The organism is Actinopolyspora lacussalsi, from assembly GCA_030803735.1.
Lineage (GTDB): Bacteria > Actinomycetota > Actinomycetes > Mycobacteriales > Pseudonocardiaceae > Actinopolyspora > Actinopolyspora lacussalsi.
On record JAURUC010000001.1, the window covers coordinates 1,272,836 to 1,289,547 of the forward strand.

The following is a 16,712-nucleotide window of genomic DNA, read 5'->3' on the forward strand; positions in this document are numbered from 1 at the left end:
ATTCAGGAATTTCCGTAGGACGCGTAGAGCGATTCGATGCGGTCAGTGCTCAGCATGCCGGTGTAGAGTCGAACATCGTCGACCGATCCCGGCCAGAACTCGGTTTGAGCTCCGGCGTCCTTACCTCGTCCGATCTGCAGCCCACCGTCGCTCTGCCAGGTGTTGTGCAACGTTCCGTCATTGATACGACTGCCGTTGACGTACAGCCAGAGTTTGCCGGTAGTCGCATCGTAGACCCCGGTCAAGTGTGTCCAGCTGTTGATCTCGGCATCCAGCGTGGCTACAGCCGTCTCGGTAACCGGTGCTGACTCCGTATCCGATTCCGGCATCTCGAAGATCCAGGCACCCAACGGATGCTCGATGTCCGCAACGTGCCCCAACCGGAACTTGCTGGTCTGCTGCCCGTCGACGCTGACGGCGGTAACCTGTTCATCGTCCTTGCTGGACAGATACACCCATGCCGAGACGGTGAAGCTCTCGTCGGTGCGCAGGTCCACGCCGGAGGTGGAGACGTAGTCGTCGGTGCCGTCCATGCTCACCGCGTTGCCCGAACGTCCGGAGGTGAACGAGGCGTCGCCGTGCAGCGTCCCCGGCTGGTTGCCGACCGAGTCCGCGGCGTTGGTGCCTTCCGACTCGTTCAGCCGCAGGTTGTGCACCAGGTTCAGATCACGTCCGGCCAGCAGCCGGATCTCCTCGGCGTAGAGCACCCTGCTGTAGGTGCGCACGTCGTCGATCGCGCCCGGCCAGAAATCGACCGACTCTCCGTTCCACTGTCCCCGCCCGATACCGAGGACACCGGTGGCGTTCCAGGTACTGGTGTGTGCCGCCGATCCCACCAGGGAACCGTTGACGTAGAGCCTGATCTCGCCAGTCGTGGCGTCGTACACGGCGGTCAGGTGGGTCCAGAGCCCCAGCTGGGCGGTTTCGGCCGAGATCAGCCGCGTGGGAGTGCCACCACCGTCGACATCCGAGCCGAACATGGAAAAGCCCCACTTGCCCTGCGGATTGACCTGCAGGTGGAAACCGCTCGTGCGGTCGCCGTCCTGCGAGAGCACCTCGTACCAGTCGCCGGTGTGGTCCAGTTTGGCCCAGGTCGAGACCGTGAAGCTCTGACTGGTGTCCACCGCGTTGGGGGTTTCGACGTAGTCGTCGGTGCCGTCGAGTTGGATCGCCTCGTCCCCGGGGTTGGGGTGGACTGTCTGGCCGCCCTGCCAACCGGGATCGCCGTGCACGGTGCCGTCCAGGCCGCGCCCGGAGTCGTCGGTGACGTCGCCGTCGAGCTTCCAGGAGCCGGAGCTGACGTTGTCCTGGCTGACGATGCCGCGGATCTCGTCGGGAGTGAGCGCACGGCTGTAGGTGCGCAGTTCGTCCACCGCGCCCGGCAGATAACCGCCCCACGAACCCGCGCTTCTGGCCCGGCCGACCTCGAACTGTCCGGCTTCCGGATGCCAGGCACCCTTGAACTGGGCCTTACCGGCGAGCTCACCGTTGACGAACAGCCGCAGCTGCCCGGCTCGCACGTCGTGGACACCGACCAGGTGGGTCCACACCCCGGTCCGCGGTGTTCTCGTCGAGGAGACGGTGGCGGTCTCCGGATCGGTGGCCTGCTCGGAGCCGCGCAACGTCCAGGTCCAGGAGTCCTGCCCACTGCCGGAGTAGCCCAGTTCGAAGGAGGCGTGCTGCTGCCCGTTCTGACTGGTCACGGTGACCGGCTCGGTGGTCTTCTCGTCCAGCCGGACCCAAGTGGCGACCGAGTAGGAGCCGTCGCTGCGCACCGAGGGCTCGGCGGTGGTGACGTGGTCGTCGGTGCCGTCCAGCCGCAGCGCGGAGCCCAACGCCCCTTCGGTGTAGCCCGGATCACCGTGCAACGTGGCGGGCTGACCACCGGGAACGATGTTGGGCACGGAACCGGCCTCACCGGTTTGCTCGAACTTCCAGTGCCCGGTGCGCACGTTGTCCAGATTCACCAGCGAGCTGATCTCCGACTCGGCCAGCACCCGGTCGTAGGCACGCACCTCGTCGACGTCGCCCGCCCAGGGGTCGGTCGGGTTGCCGTTCCACTTGGACCGGCCGATCGCGGTCGAACCACTGGTGGAGATGTCACCCCAGTAGGGTTCGGTGGCCGCCAGCGAACCGTTCACGTACAGCCGGATCTCCTCGGCCGAGGGTTCGTAGACACCCGCGATGTGGGTCCACTGCCCGGTCTTGGCGTCGACCTCGGAGGTCGCGAATGCCTTGTACGTACCGCCGTCGGTCTCGTCAGAACCGCTGAGCACGAAGTGCCACTTGCCGTCCGCGCGGGTCTGCAGCATGAAACCGCTGACCACCTCACCGTCCTGCGACACCGCTGTGCGGCTCATGTCGCCGACCTCGTCGGCGCGCACCCAGGCCGAAACGGAGAAACCGGCGTCGGTGGGAACGGAATTCGGAGCTGTCAGATAGTCGGTGCTGCCGTCCAGGTGCACCGCCGAGTCCACGGCACCGGGCGTCCAGGAGACCCCGTTGTGCGTGCTGCCGTCCCGGTCGCCGAGGAAGGCCGCGTCGGTGACGTCACCGTTGAGCGGCCAGTGCGCCACGGGGCCGTTGCCCGCTCGGACGTAGAAGTGGTGGGTGGTAACCGGGCTGCGGTTGCCCGCACGGTCCACGCTCTGCACGTACAGGTCCACCGGCCCGTCCGTGGGAGGGGTGAGTGTGACCGTGGCGCTGCCGCCCAGCGAGTCCGGCGCCACCGTCTTGCTCGGCGGATCCTGGAATCCGTAGACGTAGTGGTCCACATCGCCGACCCCGGCGGCGTCGAAGGTGAATTCGGCGGGAACGTCCCTGCCGCCGTGCCAGTTGTTGTCGGCCGGATACACCGATGAGGACACGCCCGGAGCGCTGTCGGGAGCCACCCGGTCCACCACGAAGCTCGGACCGTTGGCGGTGGCGCCGTCCAGGGCACCGTCGTTGCCCCGCACGCTCCAGGACACGGTTTTGCCGTGCAGTCCGCGCAGGTCCAACGGTGTGCTGAAGACGGAGTCACTGGCCAACCACTGTTCGCGGGTTTTGCTGCCGTCCGCCTGGATGTCCCAGATCGCCCGGACCTGACCGCCGTCCGGATCGGTCAGTCTGGTTTTCAGCCGTGCCTCGTCACCACCGAGGTAGGTGGTGCCATCGCACAACTGACACGGATCACTCCAGGGCTCCACCCACGTGTCGTGCGGCGGATCCGGCAGGCGGTTGTACTCGATGAACACCTTGGGGTACAGCCGGACCCCGTCCTGAGTCTTGACGTGGAAGCGTTTCCACGCGGCCGGATCGTTGGACGACTCGTCGGCGGCGGTGGCCTTCAGTCCCATCGTGACGTCGTTCCACCGCTCGTCGGCGGCCTGCTGCACCGCGCTGTGCGCGTTCATCCCCACCCAAGCGGGGCCACAGCTCTGCCCCGCTTTCGGTACCGTGCTCTTCGAGGCGAGCCTGCGTCCCCAGCCCGGCTGGTTGTTCCAGGTGGTACCCGGACCGATGGGGCCGGTCATCCACAACTCGACCGGCGGCACCTGGGCGGGATCACAGCTGTTCGAGTACTTCCAGGACTGATAGATCTGGAACTGGGCCTTGCTGATGCGAGCGCCTTTGATAGCTCTGGTGTCGAACCGGAACAGCGAACGATCCATGTAGGACGAACCCCAACCCGGTGCGTGACCGACACGCGCCACACCGGCGTATCGCTCGTCCTCGTCCCGTGGCGCGAGGTTCCAGTTGGCCTGGTTCGGGTGGGAGCGTCGCACCAGGGTCCACGCCGATTCCTCGGGAGTGACGTAGCTGAAGGCCGGGTCGATGACGACGGGGTAATTCGTGTCCGTCGCGTCCAGCATTCCCTGATCCGGAACGAGGCTCACCTCGCCCGAACCGAGTTCCATTCCCACTCGCGACTGCTTGCGGGGGGGACCGCTGCTCCTTCGCGGTGGCGGAACTCGTGGAGCGCTTCGCGACGCCCGCGGTAGCGGACTCCCACATCATCGGGGTGGCCGTGGTGAGCACCGTGTCGCCGTTCCCGTCGACCGCCCGCACGTTGCCGGACTCGCCGGTCTCGACGGTGACGCCCTCGCCGCGCATGTCGAAACCGATCCGGTCCAATCGCGGATCCGCCGCGGCCTCACGCGTTTTGACCACGAGTTCGTGGGTAATGCCTCGCGGCGTGGCACGAACCCGCAGGTCCACGCCCGAATACACCTCGGGATAGGTGGCGGTGCTTCCGGAGATCTCCGGTGTGGGCAGCTCGCCCTGCCAGTCCAGTTCCAGGGCCTTGTCCGCCGTGTCACCGACTCCCCCGAGCCGCACCAGCGGGCCGTCGCCACCCCCGGAGAACCGGACCTCGGCCGGTACCGCGGTGGGGGCCACGGTGCCGTCGTTCCTCCGGACCAGTGTGGTGTCCAGGTCCGTCCACTCGCCGTCCCTGCGGACGCGTTGGGGCACCGTGGACTGTTCCATGGTGAACGAACCACCGGGGTTGGCGAACACCTGTGTGGTGGACGTGGTCAGACCGCTCACTTCGACCCGGGAATCCTGTCGGGCGGCGGCTCGCGACGCGGCCGCCTCGGTCGCCGCGGCCTCGACCGGCTCGGCCGTGGCGGCGCGGGCGGTGGCGCCGACCGATTGGCTCAACGGAGACCCCAGTACCGCGAACACCAGGAGAGTTACCCCCAGTGATCTGAACAGGCGTCCCTTGTGGGACGTGCGCACTCGATTACCTCCAACGTGCTGCTCCGCCTCGCCGGCGGCGGGCGGTTCAGGACAAACCAGCACAAAGCATCGAGGCGAACAGGAATGCGAACAATGCTCACTTTGCGCACGTGGGATTGGGACGTTCGGAAGAGCGAAAGCGAGCGATCGGCCGCTTTACAGGAGATCCATCTCACGAAGTCACCGCTTCGTGATCATGTGAAAATCCTTCCGTTACCGCCGAGACCAACGAGAGCGCGGCGTCGAGGTGGTCCGAAGTACGACCCCGGGAGACGGACAGTTCGCGGTTTCGCGCACTCCGGCATCGGATGGAACAACACGAGGTGTAATCACGATGTGAAGCGTGCCGAGAAAGCGAAGTTGTCAGCGGGCCGGCGCGCTCTGCGAGGCACGGCACCGCACGTAGGCTTGTTCGGCATGACCCAACAGCGCACGTCCCAGCCGGCGGTTCGGATCCAGCGCCGGTCCGCCCGGGCCATCCTGATCGACGACGAGGAACACCTGGTACTGCTGCGCCGCACGAAACCGGACATGGCGCCCTACTGGACAACTCCCGGCGGCGGACTGGAGCACCGGGACGAGTCGCTGGAGGCGGCCATGCACCGCGAGATCGCCGAGGAGATGGGTGCCACCGCCACCGGCGCGAAACGCGTGTTCCTGAGCAGCACCGCCCGCTCCGGCGGCATCACCGTGCAGCACTTCTTCGTGGCACGACTGACCTCGATGGACGAATCCACCCGCCACGGCCCGGAGTTCGACGACCCCACCCGTGGCGAGTACCGCGCGGAACGGTTCGACATGCGCGCCGAAACGCTGGCCACGCTCGACCTGCGCCCAGCACCGCTGCGCGAGTTCGTGCTGTCCAACCGCCTCGCCCTGCTCGCCGAGGCGCTCTACACGGACTGAGAAACCGACCTCCACCAAACGTTCCCGGTGCCCTGCGCGTTCCCGTCGTCGCGGCGATCGACCGACCACCGGGCCGGCCGGCTAGGAAGAAGTCAACGCGGACAGCGACGGCAGTGCCTCGAGGAAGGTCTTCACCGACTCGGCCGCCTGTCGCAGCATTACCAAACCCTGTCGCACCGCCGAGGCGGCTTCGGCGGGTGATTCCTTGACCCACCACACCAGCAAAGCCACCGCCAGCAGCGAAAGCAGCCCCTTCAGCGGAGTTCCCCCATCTCCCGACGAGCTCCTGACACGTCCAGTGTGCTCGCTCCGGGGCGACTCCGCCCGCTGAGCTTCGCATCTCCCCGCTGGGACCGCGTTTCACGTGGTGTGGTGTATCGGACGACACCGGATCGGGTGATACCGGAGACGGCGGCCTCACCGCTCGACGACTCCCGAACGAACGAGGCCGCTGCCGTGCAGCTCCAACGGTTCGGCGTAGTACTCCCTGGTAAAACGGCTCCAGTAGCGCGCGGTGGCCCGCAGCAGGTCGTCCCGCGGGTAGGCCCGCGTTCTGGCCTGCGAACCGTGGGTGTGAATGGAGGTGAGTTTGGCTTCCAGATCCGTCTCGCGCAGCCCGGCGAACCGGTTCGGCGCGAAATCCACCGTGGCGGAGGGCGACTGGTAGCAGGCGAACCGTTCCACGCCACGCGCCGCGGAGACAGTGGCCCGGTAGACGGCGCGGTGGTCCTGGTGGGTGTCGTTCTCGGAATGAACCAGCACGACATCGGGCCGGACTCGCCGCACCACGCGTTCGATCCGCCGTACCGTCTCGCCGTTGTCGAGGATGCCGCCGTCGGGCAGGTCCTCCAACATCAGAGTCGCGCCCAGCGAGTTGACCGCCTCGTGGGCCTCGGCGACCCGCTCGTCCGGATCGCCGCCGACCGCACCGTGTGACATGGTCAGCACGGTTACCTCCCAGCCCGCTTGCACGCGGCGGTGGATGGTCCCGCCCGCACCGATCTCGGCATCGTCGGGATGGGCGCCGACCACCAGCATCCGGAACGGCTTCCGGTCCGCCCCGCTCTCCCCGGACTCCGCCCTGCCCTCCTCGCGATCCTGTTGGCGGTCCCGGAAGGCACGCAGCACCGTTTCGGCCAGTTCGGAGCCGGAGGCACGGCGGGTGACGATCTCGGAGGCTCGTCCGCGCGGCGCGGCCACCGCCGCGGTGGTCGAGACCTCATCGGTGGTGAGCACGAACGCCGTGCCGGGGAACTCGTGCCCGCAGGCGTTCAGGAACTCGGCGAGTCCACCCGGATCGGATTCCAGCTCCCGATCCCACAGCGCGACGTGCCAACCGCTCTCGGCACGCGGGCGGGTTCGCAGCACGGTGCGGAATCTCTCGCGATCGTCGGTCTCGACGACCTCCAGCGCACCGTACTCGCGCAGCAGTTCGGCCGTGCGTCGCCGCAGCCCGACGTCGTGGTCGGCGACCACGACACGCAACCCGGCCAACGGGCTCTCGTCCCGGGACTCGGCAGCCGTCGCGGGGGGCTGCGAACCGTGCTCCGGCCCCAGAGTGAAGGTGATCTCGTTCGAACGTTCTGTTCCGGGGTCGGCGGCCTCGAAATCGTGCGCGTGCTCGCTCGGGGGGGCCTTCGACCCGGACGGACTTCCAGCCCGGCTGACGAGCGGACTCACCACCTTCTGGATACGGTCCATCGGAGGTGGGTCGCTCGACGTTCCCGGAGTGCTGCACCATCCGCCGAGTGTCACAGCGGCCCGGACGGGACGCACGACGAAAACGGCAGCGTACGGAGCCGGACGCGCCGTGGGATGATCGCCGCGCGCCGTAGCCCGCTCACCGAGCGTGCGCCGCGCGAACGGTCTCGGTGCGACGCCCGCCCTCGTCGAGGAAGCGCGCGACCGGCAACGTGGCGGCACCGACGGTGACCGCGTCGGGACCGAGCCTGCCCTCGGCCACCGAGACCCGGTCGGCGGGATAGCGCAGCGCGTAGCGGGCTACGCTGTCCTGCACCAGTTCCAGTCGGTGTCGGCCGAGCAGCAGTCCCGCCCAGCCACCGATGAGCACTCGGTTGGGCAGGAAGAGGTTCACCAGGGTCGCGATGCCCGCTCCGAGGTACTCCACTGCTTCCGAGAGCACGGTCGACGCCGCGGCATCCGAGATCGTGTTCCCGTCGCGGGAGGCCGCGGCCAGCAAGGCACCGAACGCGTGCTCGCCGTCCGCGTCGGGGCTGATATCTCCCCCGGTGCGCCGCCAGCGACGCACCATCGCCTCGGCTCCGGTGTACGCCTCCAGGCAGCCGTGCCCGCCACACCGGCAGCGCCGTCCGCGCACGCGCAGCGTGCTGTGACCCCACTCGCCGATCCCCGCCGAATTTCCGTCCGCGAACACCGAGACGCCGACACCCGAGCCGAGCAGCACCACCGCCACGTCACGCTCACCGCGACCGTGGCCGAACCACATCTCGGCCTGCCCCAGGGTCTCGGCACCGTTGTCGACCAGGACCGGCACGTGTTCGGGCAGGTGCGCGGCGGAGCGAACCAGCCGCTCGACGGCCACCCCGACCCAGCCGATGGTCTGCCCGTGCACCAGGGCACCGTGAACTTCGTCCGAGGTCACGATGCCGGGAACGCCGACACCGACACCGAGCAACCACTCGGGGGAGACTCCCCCTTCGATCACCACCCGGTCGAACGCCTCTGCCAGCCGTGCGATCACGTGCTCGGGGTCGCGTCTGCCGACGTCGAGGGGTCGTTCCGCGCGGGCGATCTCGGTCAGGGCGACGTCGAACAACTCCACGCGGACCCGCGTCTCGCCGATGTCGATGCCCACCACGCGTCCGCTCTCGTGGGAGACGCGCAGCAGTGTACGGGGACGTCCCCCGTCGGACTCGACCGAGCCCGCTTCCTCCAGGAGGCCGTCGGCCACCAGCTCACCGACCACATTGCTCACCGAACCGGGGCTGAGACCGGTGGCGGGCCCCAGTTGGTGCCGACTCAGCGGTCCGCCGAAGTACAGTCGGCGCAGCACCGCGGCACGATTGCCGCGCCGTAGATCGCGTACCGTCCGCCCGTACCGATCCCCCATGTCGCTCCTTCCGATACCGGCGGTCGCCGACCGGCAACCCGAGAGGCGAGCCTAGTAGTGTGCTTCGGTACGGCCCCTGTCACTCCGGCCCCTGTCACTCCGGTCCCCGTCCGGCCGGTCCCAGCCAGTCCGACTCCCCCGTCAGTCCGACTCCGGATCCCACCACAGTGTGGTGCGTACGTCACCGAGTCCCCGGCCGAGCATGATTCGCCCGCCGCGCAGAAAACGCCAGCTTCCGGACGAAACCTCGCGCACCCGTTGTGCCCGGAGGTCGCACGGCACCCGGACACGGGTCCGCCGCCCCGCCTCGACGTGCACCCTGGTCCAGCCGATCAGCCGCACCGGTTCGGAGTTCGCCGCGGGCAGCAGATAGACCTGCACGGTCTCCGTACCGGCCCGAGGACCGGTGTTCGCGACGTCGACCGTGACGCTGCGCACCGCGTTGAGATCCCTGACCAGCGCTGGGGAGTCGTAGCGCCAGGTGGTGTAGCCGAGGCCGTGGCCGAACCAGAACAGCGGCTCCACGTCGGCGTGCCGGTACCAACCCCGGTAGCCGACCGCGGTGCCCTCCTCGTAGACCAGCGCCCCGTTGACCGGACAGGTCGACCAGGCGGGGCCGTCCCCGTCGCGTGCGGGGAAGGTGGTGACCAGCCGTCCGGCGGGCTCGATCTCGCCGGTGAGCGCCGCCGCCACCGCCGCTCCGGCCTCCTGGCCGGGCAGTCCGGCCCACAGCACCGCGTCCACCAGATCCAGCCACGGCATCAGCACCGGCGTGGCCGCGTTGACCACGACGACGGTGCGCCGGGCCGCGGCGGCCACCGCGGCGACCATGGCGTCCTGCTGTCCGGGAAGCGCGAGGGTGGACTTGTCCTTGCCCTCGGTCTCCTGCTCCGAGGTCAACCCCACGACCACTACGGCAACGTCGACCTCACTCGCCGCCAGGGCCACGCGTTCGGTGATCTCAGCGGTGGTCGCGGGAGCGGACCGGATCGCCTGCCCTGGGATGCCCCCGCTCGCCGGATCGCGCGCCGACTCCGACCGGCACGACGGACCACTGCGCACGTCGACACCGTCGACCACCGAGACCCGGTCGCGTCCGAACGTCGCGACGAGACCGTCGGCGACGGAGACCACGTGTGGTGGGCGCACCCGGGACGTCGCACCTCCCTGCGCCACGGTGTCCACGGCGTGCCGACCGATGACGGCGAGGGACTCCGTACCGGAGAGCGGCAGCACAGCGGCCGGGTTGGTCAACACCGTCATGCCGCCCGCTGCCAGTGCGCGCAGCCGACGACGGGGTAACGGGGCGTCGGGTGCGGGTCGCGAGGCGCGTCGCAGCGTTCCGGAACGGCTTGTTGCGAAGCCCTCCGACTCACCATCGAGAGCACCGGTTCGTTCGGCCAGCCGCAGTACGCGTCGAAGGTGTTCGTCGATGGTGGATTCGGCCACGTCACCGGCACGCACCGCCGCGACCAAGCCCGCACCCCACGGCCCGTCCGGGACCGGCACGACCGGATCCAGCCCCGCGTCGGTGCCGGCCGCGATCGGACTCGCGGCGAACGGGTCGGAGACGACCGCACCGTCGTAGTGCCACTCCCCCTTGAGCAGTCGCTCGACGAGCTGGGGGTGTTCGGGGGCGCTGATCCCGTTGATCCTGTTGTGGGAGGTCAGTACGCTCCAGGGGGACGCGTCGTGCACGAGCATCTCGAACGGCAGCAGATACACCTCCCGCAGGGTCTTCTCATCGACCACGGAGTCCACTGTGGTGCGTTCGAACTCGGACTCGTTGGCCAGGAAGTGCTTCGGGCAGGCCGATACTCCCCTGCGCTGCAGGGCCCGCACGTACTCTGTCGCCAGTGCACCGGTCAGCAGCGGATCCTCGCTGAAGCACTCGAAGACACGGCCCCCCAACGGGGTTCGGTGCAGATTGACCGAGGGTCCCAGCAGTACGTGCACACCCCGGGGGATGGCTTCCTCGGCCAGCAGCGCCCCGGCCTCACCCGCTACCGCGACGTCCCAGTGCTGGGCGAGCAGCGTGGGGTTGGGCAGCAGTGAGGCGGTCCCGCCGTCGGCGCGTTCCGTGTCGCGCAGCCCGCTCGGGCCACCCGAGAAGCGCAGTCGGGACAGCCCGATCGACGTGTTCTCCGGTAGACCGGATGAGTCCGAGCCGGTCAACAGGGCCACTTTGCTCGGCAGGTCCAGACAGGCGATCGTGGTCTCGACACGGGAGTCCAGCTCGGTGACGGTCATGTCGTTCTCTCCGCTCTACCATTAATTCAATATCTAAATTAACGCGCGAATCGGGTGGACCGGGCGCACGGGAATCATCGAGCCGAGGAGCCGACGGCCGATGACATGCCCTGACCCCTTCGTGGGCGTGCGCGGCACGTCCACCGCGGAGCGACTTAAATTACGCTATAATTTAAGGCTCGACGGAAGAGTGGTCAAGATCACCTGTGCGCGGCACGTCAGGCGCTACCCGACCGGGGGGACGGCGGGAATCGGCCCGGTCACGGAACGGGTGTCCAGCTACGCGGTGGGCACGCCGCTGCGCTGCGCGAACGTGCGAACCGGAGGACGCTGGTACCAGCCATCCCTTCGCACGGGAGGAGAGTTCAAATGTCCACTCCGCAACCAGGACCACAGTCCACATCCGGTGCCGGGGAAGGTGCCGAACGCCGAGCACCCGAGGACCGGGGCAGCTGGGCGATGACGGCCGCCCAACCGATGCCCGGGATGTCCGGGTGGCTGGCCTTCGGGGGCTGGATGCTCGCGCTGGTCGGCGTCTTCAACGTCATCGCCGGTCTCACCGCGTTGTTGCAGCCCGGCTACTACGTGGTAACCGGTGGTGAGCTGCTGGTCTTCGGCTTCGGCGCCTGGGGCTGGATCTGGCTCGCGTTCGGCGCACTGCAGGTCGTGGCAGGCGCGGGTTGCCTGGCCGGTCAGATGTGGGCACGGATGACCGGTATCGCTCTCGCCGGTTTGGCCGCGATCGCTCACCTGGCCTTCCTCGCCGCGTTCCCGTTCTGGGAACTGGTGTCGATCGGGCTGTGCGTGCTGGTGATCTACTCGCTGGTGGTCCCGCCCAGAAACGCCGTCGGCTGAACGTTCTCCGAAGAGCATCGCCTCACGGGCGACAGCACGAGCGCGGCAACCGGTACCGAAGCGTGGTTCCCGTCCCTCACACGAGTTCGCTCAACAGCTGTCGCACCCGGGCGTCGATGTCGTCGCGGATGGGGCGGATCTGCTCGGCGGTCTTGCCGGCGGGGTCGTCGAGCTGCCAGTCGAGGTAGCGCTTGCCCGGGAAGACCGGGCAGGCGTCCCCGCAGCCCATCGTGATGACCACGTCGGAGGCGTCCACCGATTCGGTGGTCAGCTTCTTCGGGAACCGCTGGGAGACGTCGAGGCCGAGTTCCTCCATGACCTCGACGACGGCGGGATTGATCTCCTCGGCCGGTGTGGAACCGGCCGAACGGACGGCCACGGCGCCCCGGGCGTGGTGATCAAGCAGTGCGGCGGCCATCTGGGACCGTCCGGCGTTGTGCACGCAGACGAACAGCACTTCGGGTGTGACGGACACGGATCGCTCCTCGGATCGCGTTCGAGTGGGGTCAGCGCTGCTGGGAGACACCAGCGGCGACGGGTGGGGTGGTCGGATCGTCGCGGAACCAGCGGCGAGCGGCCAGGCTGACGTAGACCAACCCGACCAGCACCGGAACCTCGATGAGCGGGCCGACCACACCGGCCAGCGCCTGACCGCTGGTCACGCCGAAGGTGGCGATGGCCACAGCGATCGCCAGTTCGAAGTTGTTGCCCGCGGCGGTGAACGCCAGCGTGGTCGAGCGCTCGTACGACATCCGCAACCCCTTGCCGAGGACGAAGGTTCCCGCCCACATGACCACGAAGTAGACCAGCAGCGGCAGCGCGATGCGGGCCACGTCGAGGGGTTGGCTGGTTATCGCCCCGCCCTGCAGGGCGAACAGCACCACGATGGTGAACAGCAGGCCGTACGGGGCCAGCGGGCCGACCTTGTTCAGGAACGTCGCCTCGTACCAGACACGTCCCTTGGCGCGCTCGCCGAGACGCCGCGACAAGTAGCCCGCGACCAGCGGGATGCCGAGGAAGATCAGCACGGACTGGGCGATCTGCCAGGCCGAGACGTCCAGCCCTACCCGGGCCAGCCCCAGCCAGCCGGGCAGCACGCTCAGGTAGAACCAGCCGAGACCGGCGAAGGCGATCACCTGGAACACCGAGTTCAGCGCCACCAGCACCGCGGCGGCCTCCCGGTCACCGCAGGCCAGGTCGTTCCAGATGATGACCATGGCGATGCAGCGCGCCAACCCGACGATGATCAACCCGGTGCGGTACTCGGGCAGATCGGGCAGGAACGCCCAGGCCAACGTGAACATCACGGCCGGACCCACCAACCAGTTGACGACCAGCGAGCTGACCAGCAACCGCCGGTCGCCGGTGACGGTGTCCAACCGGTCGTAGCGCACCTTGGCCAGCACCGGATACATCATCACCAACAGCCCGACGAAGATCGGCAGTGAGACTCCGGAGACCACGTGCAGCGAGTTCAACGCCGTGTTCAACCCCGGCACGAACCGACCGGCAAGCAAGCCCGACAACATGGCGGCGCCGATCCAGAGGGGCAGGAACCGGTCCATAACCGACAACCGCCGGGCCACGGTGGTCTCGGACGGTCGCTGGGCCGTGTCCGTCACGGCGTCACCTCGCAGGTTTCCTGATCGTGGTCGTACTGGGAATCCGGCGGCCCGGCCCGCCGCGGTGCTCGCGGCGGAGCCTGCCGTCCGGGGGTGTCCGAGGTTCGGAGCTCAGGCCGATGTGGACACGGTCGGAGCCGGACCGAGAACCGCCGACAGCTGTTGCAGGGTCTCCGGGAGCACCCGGTAGTAGACCCAGGTGCCTCGCCGCTCACCGGTGATGGCGCCGGCCTCGCGCAGCACCTTGAGGTGGTGCGAGATCGTCGGCCCGGACAGGTCGAACGCGCCGCTCAGGTCGCACACGCACGCCTCCCCACCCGCGTGGGCGGCGATCAACGACAGCAGCCGCAGCCGCACCGGATCGCCCAGCGCCTTGAACACCGCCGAGAGGTCCGCGGCCTGCTCGGCCGACAGCGGCTCCCCCGTCACCGGTGAACAGCACCAGCGCTCTTCACCCCGCTCCTGATTCGACATGCTTCTACATTGACAGATGTCTAACCAAGGCGCAAACTACGAGTCGTCCAACTGATTAGATAAATATCTAACCAATGGAGGGATCATGTCCCGTGTTCAACTCGCCCTGCGTGTCGGCGACCTGCGGCGATCGATCGAGTTCTACACCAGGCTGCTCGGTACCGAGCCGGCCAAGCTGCGCCCCGGCTATGCCAACTTCGCCGTGACGGAGCCGCCGCTGAAGCTCGTGCTGCTGGAAGGCGAAGCGGAGCAGGACACCGTGCTGGACCACCTCGGTGTCGAGGTGGCCGACAGTGACACCGTTCACGACGCCACGCGGCGGCTGTCCGAACTCGGCCTGTTCACCCGGGTCGAGGACGACACGACCTGCTGCTACGCCACCCAGGACAAGGTGTGGGTGCACGGCCCCGGTCGGGAACCCTGGGAGGTGTACACCGTCACCGACGACTCCCCCGAGTCCGAGCACAGCGGCCCGAGTGGTGGCGGAACCGCCTGCTGCGGCACCACGGCGGAAGCCGCCGGGTGACCGAAGTTTCCGTTCGCTCCCGAAGAGGTGCTCGGTCGGTGGGATGTTCCGATCGACACCCTTCGGTGGCGCCGATTTCTCGCGAAATCTCCGGAAGCCGCACCACTCCCGGGCACAGCGACCACGACCAGCGCGGAAGAAGATCGCACCGATTTCCGGACTCGCCGGTGGAAGTGCTTGTTCGAGACCGCCGAACACATTTACCTGAAAGGGAGACGAACGGCGGGATTGTCCCGAGTGACCGGTTGCTCGTACGGGCGGAGTCGGATGTATGCCACGAAGTGTGGAGACGAGCGTGACAGGAGAGATCGCCACCGGGGACATCGTTGCCCACGGCGCTGCCAACGATGTGGCCCGTACCGGCGTCCCGACCACGCGCCACGACGAAGCGTCGGACCGGACCGGCACCACCGGAGTTCTCGACAGACGTTCTCCCGGACGCCTCCCCGGCCGGATCGACGTGTTGCCCGTCGCCGCCCATCAGCTGCCGCCGTCTTCCGGGCTCTTCGTGGGACGCACATCCGAGCTCAACCGCATGGAGGCATGGCATCGGGAGAACTCCGAACGCGCACTGCTCGTCGCGCTGACCGGGTCCGGCGGAATCGGGAAAACGACGCTGGCCTGCCACTGGCTGCGGCAGCACGAGCGGAGATTTCCGGACGGGCAGCTCTACGTCGACGCGGGAACCCGCTCCGCCGAACACCCCATCGCGGCCGCGGAACTGCTCGGGCGACTGCTGCGAGCACTGGGGGTGCCGCCCGAACGGGTTCCGCTGGAGATGGCCGAACGGCTGAGCTGGTACCGCTCGATCACCGCGGGGCGATCACTGTCGGTGCTGGTGGACAACGTCGTCTCGACCGCACAGGTAAGGCCGCTGCTTCCGGAATCGGCGACGAGCACGCTGCTGGTCACCAGCAGGAGTCGCCTGGTCGGTCTGACGATGGAGGGTGCCAGGTTCATGGAGCTGGCACCGCTGAACGCCGAGGACGTGGTGCACATACTCTCCCGCAAGCTCGGCCGCTCGCGGGTGTCACGCGAGATGGGCAACGCCCGGCTGCTGGCCAAACTGTGCGCGGGCTCCCCCCTGGCCGCCACTGAGATATCGGCGTGGCTGGCCGCCCGACCCCGCCGGTCACTGGCACACGCGGCCAACCTGGTGCGGGAACAGCGAAAGCGGATGACGACGCTCCCCCGGAGCGAGGACTTCGCGGCGCACAGCGTGGTCGACATCTGCTACCAGGGCCTGTCACCGCAGGCCGCCACGCTCTACCGCAGACTGGCACAGCACCCCCGGGGAGATCTCCCCGTCGCGCTGACCCATCACCTCGCCGGGATCGAGGGCAGCGATTCCGAACGGGTATTGGCGGAGCTACGGGACGCCAGACTGTTGGGAGCCGGTGAACAACGGTACTGGTTCCACGACCTCGTCCTCGCGCACGCACGGACGATGAGCCTCGGCGAGGACTCCCCGGCAGTCAGGCGCCGCACGTTGCACAGCGTCATCGACTGGTACATCGGTCGCGCCGTCGAAGCCGATCTGGTCATCACGCCTCGCCGCCCCAGGTTCGGCAGGCACTACCCGAGCCGGGCCAACGACTGGCCCGTCTGGGACAGTCCCGAGTCGGCGTTGGACTGGTTCGAGCGCGAACGCGGCAATCTGCGGGCGGTCATCATCGAAGCCCACCACAACCAGTGGGACGAACCGGTCTGGCAACTGTGCGAAGCGATGTGGGGGTTCTTCTTCCATCGCAAGCACTACCGGGACTGGATCGACTCGCACCGCCTCGGAATCGAGGCGGCGTCACGCCTGGGTCACCCGTTGGCCGAATCGCGACTCCGGTGCCAGCTCGCCTTCGCCTACCTGGACCTGGAACACTTCGACGAGGCCATGGACGTGTGCCTTCCGGCGCCCCGATTGCCCGAGGCTGGTTGGGACAGTGCGGAACTGTCCACGACACTGTCCGAACTCACCAGTGCGGCGAGACGAGGAAGCGGCCACGACGACGCGGGATCGAACACATCGGACGAACGACCCGGTGAGCGGAAAATCGTCCGAATCTCCTCCGCAGCGCTCTCACGTGCTCGCGCGCCACGAGCCGAAACGACCGGTAACCACCGCATCGGATGAGCGCCGCTCGGTAAGCCGACGGCCGCCCACCAACCGTCGCCACACCACTCGAGGCCACGGGCCGACGTGCGCGCCGAAAACGCACGTCAAAAAGCAAGATTCGTTCAGATATTGACTGTTCGCGTAATCAGCTGCACC

Annotated in this window: 12 protein-coding genes; 4 read left to right on the top strand and 8 right to left on the bottom strand. The window is 68.1% G+C overall.

Annotated elements, in window-relative coordinates; genetic code table 11:
- Positions 1-2: 2 nt before the first annotated feature.
- On the bottom strand, positions 3-3,899 hold the full coding sequence (locus J2S53_RS05585; RefSeq protein WP_456242711.1) for a LamG-like jellyroll fold domain-containing protein: 3,897 nt from the start codon (positions 3,897-3,899) through the stop codon (positions 3-5).
- A 1,240-nt stretch (positions 3,900-5,139) separates the two neighbouring features.
- Here J2S53_RS05585 and J2S53_RS05590 point away from each other — a divergent pair.
- Complete coding sequence (locus J2S53_RS05590) at positions 5,140-5,628, top strand: NUDIX domain-containing protein (RefSeq protein WP_456240069.1); 489 nt, start codon at positions 5,140-5,142, stop codon at positions 5,626-5,628.
- Positions 5,629-5,709: 81 nt separating this feature from the next.
- Here J2S53_RS05590 and J2S53_RS05595 read toward each other — a convergent pair whose 3' ends face one another.
- The 4 genes from J2S53_RS05595 to J2S53_RS05610 all read right to left on the bottom strand — a co-directional run bounded on the left by J2S53_RS05595 (position 5,710) and on the right by J2S53_RS05610 (position 10,969).
- Entirely contained in the window at positions 5,710-5,859 is a 150-nt protein-coding gene (locus tag J2S53_RS05595; protein WP_456240070.1) for a hypothetical protein, read from the bottom strand.
- Between the two features lie 186 nt (positions 5,860-6,045).
- Positions 6,046-7,329 (bottom strand): PIG-L family deacetylase, encoded by a 1,284-nt coding sequence (locus tag J2S53_RS05600; protein ID WP_456240071.1) that lies wholly within the window; start codon positions 7,327-7,329, stop codon positions 6,046-6,048.
- 139 nt (positions 7,330-7,468) lie between these two features.
- Positions 7,469-8,719 (bottom strand): ROK family transcriptional regulator, encoded by a 1,251-nt coding sequence (locus J2S53_RS05605; RefSeq protein ID WP_456240072.1) that lies wholly within the window; start codon positions 8,717-8,719, stop codon positions 7,469-7,471.
- A 141-nt stretch (positions 8,720-8,860) separates the two neighbouring features.
- Positions 8,861-10,969: a glycoside hydrolase family 3 C-terminal domain-containing protein gene (locus J2S53_RS05610; RefSeq protein WP_456240073.1), complete on the bottom strand. Its 2,109-nt coding sequence runs from the start codon at positions 10,967-10,969 to the stop codon at positions 8,861-8,863.
- 369 nt (positions 10,970-11,338) lie between these two features.
- Between J2S53_RS05610 and J2S53_RS05615 the strand changes: the two genes are divergently transcribed.
- Positions 11,339-11,824, top strand: coding sequence for a DUF7144 family membrane protein (locus tag J2S53_RS05615; RefSeq protein WP_456240074.1), 486 nt, complete (start codon positions 11,339-11,341; stop codon positions 11,822-11,824).
- 76 nt (positions 11,825-11,900) lie between these two features.
- Here J2S53_RS05615 and J2S53_RS05620 read toward each other — a convergent pair whose 3' ends face one another.
- The 3 genes from J2S53_RS05620 to J2S53_RS05630 all read right to left on the bottom strand — a co-directional run bounded on the left by J2S53_RS05620 (position 11,901) and on the right by J2S53_RS05630 (position 13,920).
- Complete coding sequence (locus J2S53_RS05620) at positions 11,901-12,299, bottom strand: arsenate reductase ArsC (RefSeq protein WP_456240075.1); 399 nt, start codon at positions 12,297-12,299, stop codon at positions 11,901-11,903.
- A gap of 31 nt (positions 12,300-12,330) precedes the next feature.
- Positions 12,331-13,389 (bottom strand): ACR3 family arsenite efflux transporter, encoded by a 1,059-nt coding sequence (arsB, locus tag J2S53_RS05625; RefSeq protein WP_456242712.1) that lies wholly within the window; start codon positions 13,387-13,389, stop codon positions 12,331-12,333.
- Between the two features lie 168 nt (positions 13,390-13,557).
- The gene (locus J2S53_RS05630; protein WP_456240076.1) at positions 13,558-13,920 is read right to left on the bottom strand and encodes an ArsR/SmtB family transcription factor; all 363 of its coding nucleotides are present in this window, start codon (positions 13,918-13,920) and stop codon (positions 13,558-13,560) included.
- A gap of 85 nt (positions 13,921-14,005) precedes the next feature.
- Between J2S53_RS05630 and J2S53_RS05635 the strand changes: the two genes are divergently transcribed.
- Positions 14,006-14,446 (top strand): ArsI/CadI family heavy metal resistance metalloenzyme, encoded by a 441-nt coding sequence (locus J2S53_RS05635; protein WP_456240077.1) that lies wholly within the window; start codon positions 14,006-14,008, stop codon positions 14,444-14,446.
- Positions 14,447-14,741: 295 nt separating this feature from the next.
- Positions 14,742-16,574, top strand: coding sequence for an NB-ARC domain-containing protein (locus J2S53_RS05640; protein ID WP_456240078.1), 1,833 nt, complete (start codon positions 14,742-14,744; stop codon positions 16,572-16,574).
- Positions 16,575-16,712 lie beyond the last annotated feature (138 nt).

What these genes read in the sequence shown, in the direction of transcription:
- J2S53_RS05585 (WP_456242711.1), bottom strand. Translation starts at nt 3,899, where the DNA reads ATGGAACTCGGTTCGGGCGAGGTGAGCCTCGTTCCGGATCAGGGAATG.
- J2S53_RS05590 (WP_456240069.1), top strand. Translation starts at nt 5,140, where the DNA reads ATGACCCAACAGCGCACGTCCCAGCCGGCGGTTCGGATCCAGCGCCGG.
- J2S53_RS05600 (WP_456240071.1), bottom strand. Translation starts at nt 7,329, where the DNA reads ATGGACCGTATCCAGAAGGTGGTGAGTCCGCTCGTCAGCCGGGCTGGA.
- J2S53_RS05605 (WP_456240072.1), bottom strand. Translation starts at nt 8,719, where the DNA reads ATGGGGGATCGGTACGGGCGGACGGTACGCGATCTACGGCGCGGCAAT.
- J2S53_RS05610 (WP_456240073.1), bottom strand. Translation starts at nt 10,969, where the DNA reads ATGACCGTCACCGAGCTGGACTCCCGTGTCGAGACCACGATCGCCTGT.
- J2S53_RS05615 (WP_456240074.1), top strand. Translation starts at nt 11,339, where the DNA reads ATGTCCACTCCGCAACCAGGACCACAGTCCACATCCGGTGCCGGGGAA.
- arsB (WP_456242712.1), bottom strand. Translation starts at nt 13,389, where the DNA reads ATGGACCGGTTCCTGCCCCTCTGGATCGGCGCCGCCATGTTGTCGGGC.
- J2S53_RS05630 (WP_456240076.1), bottom strand. Translation starts at nt 13,920, where the DNA reads ATGTCGAATCAGGAGCGGGGTGAAGAGCGCTGGTGCTGTTCACCGGTG.
- J2S53_RS05635 (WP_456240077.1), top strand. Translation starts at nt 14,006, where the DNA reads ATGTCCCGTGTTCAACTCGCCCTGCGTGTCGGCGACCTGCGGCGATCG.